Genomic DNA, 8,449 nt, shown 5'->3' with positions numbered 1-8,449 from the left:
TAAAATAAGGTCAAAAGTGCTCTTACTGAGCATCTCGAGCGCTTCCAGTCCATCAAATGCCTGTGTAACCTCTATTCCATTTGCTTTTAGAAGATAGACCACCAATTCCATATTCATGGGGTTATCTTCTACTACCAGTATACTTGTCATAGAGACCTCATACCTATTATCGTATATATATAAAATTGCATATTAAATAAACATTACTATATGTATATTTTCGATGTACATTCTCTATTATATCCTACACAACCAGAATGCTAACTTCGTTTCTTCCAAAGAATTAGTATGCATCTATTCTAGATTCAGTACTTACAGATGACCACTCATTCATTATCTCGATTAAAGTTATCCAGGCATGTCTTTTACAAGACATATCACTACAAAAAAGCATCTATGTAATGGATGAGTGCTGGAAAGATCAAGGAACTTACAGTCAGCACACTAAAGAACTGGAGAAATAATAACTCTATAACTGATATTGCGGTCCTGTCATTCTGTTTACTGCTGAGCTTACCTGCCATTCTGCTCTTCTCTGTTTCCGTGGGAAGCCTCTTCCTGGGTTCAGGACAAGTCCAGGATACTATTGTAGAATATATGGAAGGAATTGTTGCTGCCACTCTCATTGAAGCATTAAAAGCCTTTATTGAAAATATGCCTGAAACAGGCTCCCTGTCTTTAAGTGCATTGGCAGGTCTTATCCTTTTGATGTGGGGTGCCGGTAATGTGTTTCGGCAATTCAATAAATTTCTGGACAGGATATGGAAGGTTCCAGTTTCAAAGGGTAATGCGGACAATGAAATAAGGATATGTGCCGTAATTGCTCAGCAGTTCAGGTACATTGGTCTCACATTCAGGATTACTACAGTGCGTGAGCATTATAGAAGTTATGAAGGGACCGCCATCAAGTTCATTAAGCACCCTGAACTTGATACTTCTATTCAGACTAGTATCATCAACAAGGATCTGGTCATTGAAACTAATGTCCAGGTACTCGTACACAGAATCCACGGAGAAACCTGCTTCAGATTCGTTCAAGAATCCTCAATAGGATGTGCACTTAATCTCCTTAGAAAAAACCTGGTAAATTAGATTAAACGATCGGACCAAATCCACCTGGCTAATCTTACTACTAGACAAATCATATTTATCGAATTCCGCAATTATCCAAATCTCCATAGTAGAGGACGTGGGAAAATAACAAAAGAAATAGGTCAAAAATTTACGAAAGAAATAATATGCCCGTACTGTGGAGAAGAACAGACAGATCCGTGGGAAGCAGAAGATGACTCCGGAGAATATGAGTGTGAGGAATGTAGAAAAATATTCAGGTACAATAGACACATGACCATAGAATATTGTTCTATGAAAATAGAAGCAGAAGACGACTCCGATGAATGCGAGTATGTTGAATGTAGAACTAAATTCAGGTATGATCGACGCACAACTATTGAATATTCTACTATGAAAATGGAAGATTGAATAAGTATTGTTAACTTTACTAATCTCTTGAATTTCGATGATTTCTACAGAGCCAAGAAACCGTCTTTAAAACGAACACATTCTCGAGCATAAACTTAAATCGTTTTGTATAGAACATTAATGTGGAGTGGTTTCATGCCAACAATAGTCCATCTGGATATTCCGGCAGATGATCCGGAAAGAGCGAGCAAGTTCTATTCGAAGCTTTTCGATTGGAACATCGAACTGAATCCCGAATTTGAGTACTACATGGTGCAGACAAAAGGTCTTGATGGTGCCGATGGACCGGGAGGGGGCATAGGAAAGCGACAGGATGACCAGAAGATAACAGCCTATATCGGGGTACCTTCGGTGGATGAGTATATCACAAAAGTGGAGGCATTGGGGGGAAAGACCGTTCTTCCCAAGATGGCAGTGCCGGGTATGGGTTACCTTGCAGTGTGCCTGGATACAGAGAATAATACTTTTGGCCTGTGGGAGGATAATCCGGAAGCAAAATAAGCAGTAAGATTAATATTTCAGGTAACCTTTTTTAGCTCATGTTCTGTAAGAGCGATGCGGCTGGTTACCGGGAAGTGCTTCCTGGGATAAGCATGAAGACAATTGTTCATGGTGAATTGACTCTGATGACAGAGTTCAGGCTGAAGAAGGGCAGTATCCTGTCTTCACATGAACATATCCATGAACAGACAGGTTATCTTGTCTCAGGCAGGATGATTCTGTTTATTGGGGATGATGCATACGAAGTGGTTACGGGGGACTCCTGGAACATTCCGGGTGGTGTTTTACACTGTGCGGAAGTACTTGAAGATTCAGTGGCCATCGAAGTCTTCTCTCCCCGCAGGGATGAATACCTTCGGTGACCATTAAACCCAATCTTTTATAAGGGAGCATTGCTCTTTGAACTATCAAATGCGTAATACATGACGTCTTCTATGGAATCCACATATTCTACACGTATTCCGATATTCTCTTCTATATAGGGTTTAGCATCAATGATCTCTGGTCTCCTTTCGATCATGGAAAAACCACCTATGTTCTTTTCGACATAAGTATATTGCACAAGTCTGCTGTTCTCTTTTGGTAACAGGAATAGTTGCTTGCCGCCATCTTTTGCAGCCTGGGCTTTCTCCAGTACGCCGCCGATAGCGCCTACATTACCATACTGATCGATGGTACCTGTAAGGGTGACACTATCATTCAATTGCTCATGATTTAGGGCTGAGACCATGATCAATGTCATCAGTGCACCAGCACTGGGTCCATCTACAGCCGGTATTTCACCTACCGCAATTATGCTAAATATAATGTCGCTGGACATCATATTTGCATCTGTCAGATTCTGTGCCACGAAAACCGCTGTATTGGCTGCATCCTGGAACACTACTCCCATGAGCGGTTTAGTTTCCACCAGTACTCTGCCTTTGCCAGGACCGATCTCAACGGATATGTTCATCATTGACCCTTTTTCAGTTACTATCTGTCTGATGAAAGGCCCATCAATGACTTCTTCAATGCTCTGGTACACAGCAGGAGCCTGAAGGCTGGCAGTTCCTTCATATCCATCCGATGAAAGACCCACACTGCTTCCGAGTTCGTTCAATTGCTGCCTGTAAAAATCAAGCTGGGAGGCATATGACTGAAGGGAAACATTATCCTGGCCTATCTGCGCGTTCAGATCCTCTTTTTCTGCTTCCAGTGAGTTGATACGCTCCTGCAATAGTTGTACCTGCTCATCTTTCACCGGTTGCTGTACTGCCAACAGGTATAGATTTGCTGTGAGCGAAATGATCAGAAGAAGGATCATGGTCCCTTTTCTCATGGTAATGCATACTGTCTTTTGAGTATATACGCTTTACTTTTAACTTGTTCACGTTATAGTGTTCACTATTTTATATTTAATCTCATCATAATGATGATTTATATTTATACTATTTTAGATATATTTATATAATGAAACAACAAAGGATAGCTTGTAGAACGCCCATAGGGTGGCGACTGATACAACAAGCAATAGTGATCAATTCAATGGTGGTACAATAAACTAAAGATCATTCATGACGGGAAAGAGGCGATATAAATGATACTCAAAACAATTAAGTTAGGGGCATACGGCTGCATAATTGCTGCAGCAGTAGTTTATGCTCAATTTAACAACAAGTAATCAGGTGTTGTGTGGATGGGAACCACAATACTTTTTAAAATGGACCAATCTCAGGACAAATAGCTTCTGTGGCTGGAGTTCTGGCAAAGCTGTACATTTTTATTATATTCCCCTTGTTTACAGAGAATTTTATAGCTATCTTTTTCTTCTTCATAGTAATATTCTGGGAGAACTGGATCTTTTTGAAGTGATTCGCGCAAGAAGTAACCTTATTCGGAATTATAAAAATTTAAGTCATTTAGGGATTGCACGATGTATATCATGCAAAGGAAATTCTGGAAAATCTTTTGTCTAATAGTTACTGGGAAAGCATATTAAACTTTTACTCCAATATTCGGACGTGAACATGGATCTAAGAGATATCCTGGTTAAGATAAAGAACAACGAAACAGACCTTGATGCTGCCGAATCTTTGATACGCGGCATGGGTTACGTAGCTGTTTCCGATATTGCCAAGATCGATGCCTGTCGCAGTCATCGTACAGGTATAATGGAAGCTATCCTTGCGGAGGGCAAGGAACCCGAAGATGTGGTGAAGATAGCACAAGTACATGTAGCTGCATGTAACAGGGTGCTCATCACGCGTCTTAATGAAGTGAATGTAAAACTGCTGGAAGATGCTTTCAAACCTGAAGAACTGGAATGGGGAAGGCACAAGAAGACAGTGGTGGTGCATAATGGGACACCTGCACCTAAAACAGGAGGAGTGGTGGCGATAATTTCTGCGGGGACGGCTGATATCACAGTTGCCGAAGAAGCACGCATAGTAGCTTCGGAAATGGGATGTGAGACCATTGCTATCTATGATGTAGGCGTGGCAGGTTTTCACAGGCTTGTAGGCGAGATGCTCAAGCTCCAGGCACACAAGCCGGATTCCATAGTGGTGGCTGCTGGCAGGGAAGGTACATTACCTACAGTTGTGTCAGGTCTTGTGGACGTACCGGTCATCGGTGTGCCTGTATCCACTGGTTACGGGGCAGGAGCAAAAGGCGAGGCTGCACTGCTTTCTATGTTGCAGTCATGTTCCGTGCTTGCGGTAGTGAACATCGATGCAGGGTTCGTTGCAGGAGCTTTTGCTGCAAGGATAGCTAATAACATTGCCAGGGCTCGTGGCGGGAAAACTAAGGAGGCACAAGCATGAGAACGATTATCTTTGACGCTTTTTCAGGTGCTTCCGGGGATATGATCCTTGGAACCCTTATCTCTCTGGGTGTTGACCGGGAAAAAGTACGTGAGGTCATAGAGTCTTCAGTGGATGTATCCGTAAGGGTGGGTGAAGCTAACAAAAGGGGTATTTGTGCAGTGGACGTGCATATAGACGTAGACCATGAGGAACATGCACGCCATTATGACGAATTGGTGAGCATTGTGATGAATGCCGGTCTTCCTCCGAAAGTTGAACACAGTGTGCTGGCAGTTTTCGAGCTCATGGGCCGGGCTGAGTCAAAGGTACATGGTGAACCCCTGGATGAACTGCACTTCCATGAGGTTGGCCAGAACGATGCTTTAGCTGATGTCATAGGCTCATGTTTTGCCATGCATGAGATAGGTGCTGATGCAATATACTGCCTGCCTATTAATGTTGGGGGAGGCAGGGTAAAAGCTGCCCATGGATCTATGCCTGTACCGGCTCCTGCCACCCTTGAGATCTTACAGCAGACGGGTCTGGTATTCTATGGTTCCGGTAAGAGGGAACTTCTCACACCCACCGGAGCTGCGATCCTCGGTCATTTTGCCCGGCCGATCGAGAATTTCCCCAAAGGAAAGGTCCTTTCCGTAGGGTACGGTGCAGGAGATGCGGATACAGAAGATCCTAATGTGCTGCGCAGTACTCTCATAAATATGGAAGATGACCTCTCCAGAGACTCTATTGAGGTGCTGGAGACGAACGTGGATGATGTGACTGGTGAAGTGCTGGGCAACCTGTTCGAGAAATTGCTGTCAATTGGGGCCAGAGATGTTGCCATTATCCCTGCGACAATGAAAAAAGGACGCACAGGTCATATTATTAAAGTGATAACAAAACCCGAGCATAGTGCTACCATCGCACGTGAGATAATGCGGGAGACAGGTACCCTGGGCATTCGTGTGATCCCAACCAAACATCGCTATACTGCGGACCGGCGCATGGATAGTGTAAAGGTTATCATAAGAGGCAAAGTGTACGATATACCCGTGAAGATCGCTGAGGACCATACCGGTGAGATCTTACATATTTCCGCAGAATATGAGGACTGCAAGAAAGTTGCAAAAGAACTGGATCTGCCTCTCAAGAATGTCATAAGAAAAGTAGAAGAAGAGGCATGGAATATTTATGGGTCCGGTTATCTGGCCTGAATAACTCATTATTGTTAATTTGAATTATTGATAATGAAAATTATTTTTAATTAAAATTAAAATTAAATAATAATATTGCTTATCTTGAGCCTGCAGATTTCGCTGATACAAAAACATCAGGCATCATCGTGCAGGTGAATAAGATGCTGACAAGTACAGAATATAAACACGCTCCTCTAAGGGACATAGATATTATAAGAGAACGTCGCAGAATAGAATATAATATGAGTCCGGTTTCCTATAACTATGCCATGGATAGGGTTGAAAGGAACGCTATCCGTCTTAAGCGCTCTTTAGAAGAGAGTGAGAAGATCTCTTTTGCAAAGCTACGTAATGATATAATCAAGCCCGGCATCTGCACATTGTGCGGTGCCTGTGCCTCTACATGTGCATCCATCTCTTTAGAGGAGGGGCAGCCCAAACTGACGGGCAAATGCACGGCATGTGGTGTATGCTACAATCAGTGTCCCAGGACGATCACTACCGAAGAGGGTTTGATAGGTTCTCTGCGGCAGGCATATGCGGCCAAGTCAAATCTCAAGGAGATCAAGGGGCAGGATGGTGGAGTAGTGACTGCTATGCTTGCATACGGTCTTGAAGAAGGTCTGATCGATTGCGCCATCGTTACCACAAGTTCTGAGGAAGAGCCATGGAAACCTGTACCTATGGTGGCGAGAACATATGAAGATCTTTTGCAGTCATCAGGTAGTATCTACAGTCATAGTATGACAATGGACGCTCTGATGAGTGCGATCCGTCAGGGTATGAACAGTATTGCCTTTGTAGGTCCAAGCTGCAACATCGATGCCGTATATAAGATGCAAAAAAGCCCACGTGGTTTTCTGCATATGTTCATGAGGGCAAAGATACTCAAGTTGGGTCTCTTCTGCATGGACAGTTTTGATTACGGAGGCCTGAAGCAGTTCATCGAAGGAAAGAACATGCGCCTTGGAGATATCGAATCAATGAAGATCAGGAAAGGGCAGTTTGAGGTCACAACAGCAGCCGCAAAGGAAAGTTTTGACCTGCAGGAGCTTGATAATTGCCGTAGCAGCTCATGCAAATACTGCACAGATATGGCTTCTGAAAACACTGATATATCTTTTGGAGGCGTAGGCACTCCGGATGGCTATACATCTGTGCTTACCCGCTCATCCATAGGATATGAGATATTCAATGAAGCTGCAGATTGCGGTTATATCGATGCAAGAGTTATTGAAGAAAAAGAAATGCAAAGGGTCCTGAACCTTGCAAAGATGAAGAAAGTCCAGATGTATGCCTTACATCGCAGGCAACAGGGCTGACATGTTTCAGTCAGCCTTGATTTTAATCTTTCTATTGCCCTCGGGTTAACCTATCCACTTTCTTTTCAATTCTTTTAACCTGTCAAAATCATTTTCCTGAGATATGATAGCAGTAGCTCCGCTAATAATAGCGGAAGCTGCATGAATAGCATCCCCGGGTAAAAAACCGTATTCTTTGATGAGTTCAAGAGATTTCCATATTACAAGGTCATTGACTTCCATAAACCTTAAGTTTGTTAGACAGAGAAATGCAGTTATATTTTTCATGGCTGTATCAGTGCCCTTTTCCTTGTTAACTTTGCAGTACACTTCATCAAACGTCAGGTATGAAGTACACGTTTTTATCTGGGAATTCTGTACTTGCTCAAGCACTCCTCTTGCCCATTCTCCCAAATCAGTATCATCTAGGATAGCATAAATGATGAGGTTAGAATCCAGGTAATTCAATTTACCCTCTCTTCTAATTCTTCATTGTACGCTTCATGTGGATCATATACCAGTCTCCCACTTCCCTTTGCTGTTTCTCTGAATAAGGAAACTGAATCTACGGGAGGCACTTCTATTTCAAGCTTTTTGCCTTTAAGTTTGAAAAGTACTTTTGAACCTGGGTGGATATTTAACACTTCCCGGAATTCCTGAGGAATAACTACCTGTCCCTTTGGTCCAACTTTCTTTATGGATTCCATATAAATTTTCCATGTGAACATCTAGTATAACGTGTATTTATCCTTAAGGAGAACTGGTCTTAGAAATATACAATGTAAAAAAGAAAAGTCTTAAGATTGCCATTGTTTAATGAGCCTATTTTCATTCATGCTTGACCAAACAGCTGGAATCTATTTCAGTGGTGGTGAGTTGCTTCTTTGATTTATAGAAGAAATAACCCACGACAAAGACTGTGGCCAGTGGCGACAGGAATGAGGGTACATGATAACCAAAGCCATCCATGATCATAAAAATCCCCAGGAATAATATGGAATACATTGCTCCGTTCTTCAGATACATGTATTTCTGGATCCTTTCTATGTTGCCTATTGTTAGTTCTCTTACTACGAAAGCTCCGAGTCCGTTCCCGAGAATTATCAGTGGCACTGAGAGGGTGAATGCAAATGCTCCTATCACGCCATCTATTGAGAATGTTGCATCTATGATCTCCAGATAG

Annotated in this window: 11 protein-coding genes; 6 read left to right on the top strand and 5 right to left on the bottom strand. The window is 42.6% G+C overall.

Features of this window, described 5'->3' with window-relative positions; translation table 11 throughout:
* Positions 1 to 150, bottom strand: a 150-nt coding sequence (locus ACCM36_RS10210; protein ID WP_370573654.1) for a response regulator, incomplete at its 3' end; no start/stop codon positions are given.
* 255 nt (positions 151 to 405) lie between these two features.
* Between ACCM36_RS10210 and ACCM36_RS10205 the strand changes: the two genes are divergently transcribed.
* The 3 genes from ACCM36_RS10205 (at position 406) to ACCM36_RS10195 (ending at position 2,345) form a co-directional block, all read left to right on the top strand.
* Positions 406 to 1,092 (top strand): YhjD/YihY/BrkB family envelope integrity protein, encoded by a 687-nt coding sequence (locus ACCM36_RS10205; RefSeq protein ID WP_370573653.1) that lies wholly within the window; start codon positions 406 to 408, stop codon positions 1,090 to 1,092.
* Between the two features lie 525 nt (positions 1,093 to 1,617).
* The gene (locus ACCM36_RS10200; RefSeq protein ID WP_370573652.1) at positions 1,618 to 1,983 is read left to right on the top strand and encodes a VOC family protein; all 366 of its coding nucleotides are present in this window, start codon (positions 1,618 to 1,620) and stop codon (positions 1,981 to 1,983) included.
* Positions 1,984 to 2,021: 38 nt separating this feature from the next.
* On the top strand, positions 2,022 to 2,345 hold the full coding sequence (locus ACCM36_RS10195; protein WP_370573651.1) for a cupin domain-containing protein: 324 nt from the start codon (positions 2,022 to 2,024) through the stop codon (positions 2,343 to 2,345).
* Positions 2,346 to 2,362: 17 nt separating this feature from the next.
* Here ACCM36_RS10195 and ACCM36_RS10190 read toward each other — a convergent pair whose 3' ends face one another.
* Positions 2,363 to 3,304, bottom strand: coding sequence for a S16 family serine protease (locus tag ACCM36_RS10190; protein WP_370573650.1), 942 nt, complete (start codon positions 3,302 to 3,304; stop codon positions 2,363 to 2,365).
* A gap of 688 nt (positions 3,305 to 3,992) precedes the next feature.
* Here ACCM36_RS10190 and larB point away from each other — a divergent pair.
* The 3 genes from larB to ACCM36_RS10175 all read left to right on the top strand — a co-directional run bounded on the left by larB (position 3,993) and on the right by ACCM36_RS10175 (position 7,287).
* The gene (larB, locus tag ACCM36_RS10185) at positions 3,993 to 4,787 is read left to right on the top strand and encodes a nickel pincer cofactor biosynthesis protein LarB (protein WP_370573649.1); all 795 of its coding nucleotides are present in this window, start codon (positions 3,993 to 3,995) and stop codon (positions 4,785 to 4,787) included.
* Positions 4,784 to 5,983 (top strand): nickel pincer cofactor biosynthesis protein LarC, encoded by a 1,200-nt coding sequence (gene larC / locus ACCM36_RS10180; protein ID WP_370573648.1) that lies wholly within the window; start codon positions 4,784 to 4,786, stop codon positions 5,981 to 5,983. The genes larB and larC overlap by 4 nt, the downstream gene beginning before the upstream one ends.
* A 143-nt stretch (positions 5,984 to 6,126) precedes the next feature.
* Positions 6,127 to 7,287: a Coenzyme F420 hydrogenase/dehydrogenase, beta subunit C-terminal domain gene (locus ACCM36_RS10175; protein ID WP_370573647.1), complete on the top strand. Its 1,161-nt coding sequence runs from the start codon at positions 6,127 to 6,129 to the stop codon at positions 7,285 to 7,287.
* A gap of 45 nt (positions 7,288 to 7,332) precedes the next feature.
* Here ACCM36_RS10175 and ACCM36_RS10170 read toward each other — a convergent pair whose 3' ends face one another.
* From ACCM36_RS10170 to ACCM36_RS10160, 3 genes are all read right to left on the bottom strand, one after another.
* Positions 7,333 to 7,734, bottom strand: a complete 402-nt coding sequence (locus tag ACCM36_RS10170; RefSeq protein ID WP_370573646.1) for a type II toxin-antitoxin system VapC family toxin — start codon at positions 7,732 to 7,734, stop codon at positions 7,333 to 7,335.
* The gene (locus ACCM36_RS10165) at positions 7,731 to 7,973 is read right to left on the bottom strand and encodes an AbrB/MazE/SpoVT family DNA-binding domain-containing protein (protein ID WP_370573645.1); all 243 of its coding nucleotides are present in this window, start codon (positions 7,971 to 7,973) and stop codon (positions 7,731 to 7,733) included. The genes ACCM36_RS10170 and ACCM36_RS10165 overlap by 4 nt, the downstream gene beginning before the upstream one ends.
* 121 nt (positions 7,974 to 8,094) lie before the next feature.
* On the bottom strand, positions 8,095 to 8,449 hold a 355-nt coding region (locus ACCM36_RS10160), incomplete at its 5' end, for a DUF475 domain-containing protein (RefSeq protein WP_370573644.1).

Origin of the sequence: Methanomethylovorans sp., assembly GCF_041305605.1 — an archaeon.
In the GTDB taxonomy this organism is placed as follows: Archaea; Halobacteriota; Methanosarcinia; order Methanosarcinales; family Methanosarcinaceae; genus Methanomethylovorans.
Note: the sequence above shows the minus strand (reverse complement) of the source record. Positions and strands in the feature narration are given on the sequence as shown.

Coding starts and splice junctions, on each gene's coding strand:
- ACCM36_RS10200 (WP_370573652.1), top strand. CDS start 1,618: ATGCCAACAATAGTCCATCTGGATATTCCGGCAGATGATCCGGAAAGA.
- larB (WP_370573649.1), top strand. CDS start 3,993: ATGGATCTAAGAGATATCCTGGTTAAGATAAAGAACAACGAAACAGAC.
- ACCM36_RS10195 (WP_370573651.1), top strand. CDS start 2,022: ATGTTCTGTAAGAGCGATGCGGCTGGTTACCGGGAAGTGCTTCCTGGG.
- ACCM36_RS10175 (WP_370573647.1), top strand. CDS start 6,127: ATGCTGACAAGTACAGAATATAAACACGCTCCTCTAAGGGACATAGAT.
- ACCM36_RS10190 (WP_370573650.1), bottom strand. CDS start 3,304: ATGAGAAAAGGGACCATGATCCTTCTTCTGATCATTTCGCTCACAGCA.
- larC (WP_370573648.1), top strand. CDS start 4,784: ATGAGAACGATTATCTTTGACGCTTTTTCAGGTGCTTCCGGGGATATG.
- ACCM36_RS10165 (WP_370573645.1), bottom strand. CDS start 7,973: ATGGAATCCATAAAGAAAGTTGGACCAAAGGGACAGGTAGTTATTCCT.
- ACCM36_RS10205 (WP_370573653.1), top strand. CDS start 406: ATGAGTGCTGGAAAGATCAAGGAACTTACAGTCAGCACACTAAAGAAC.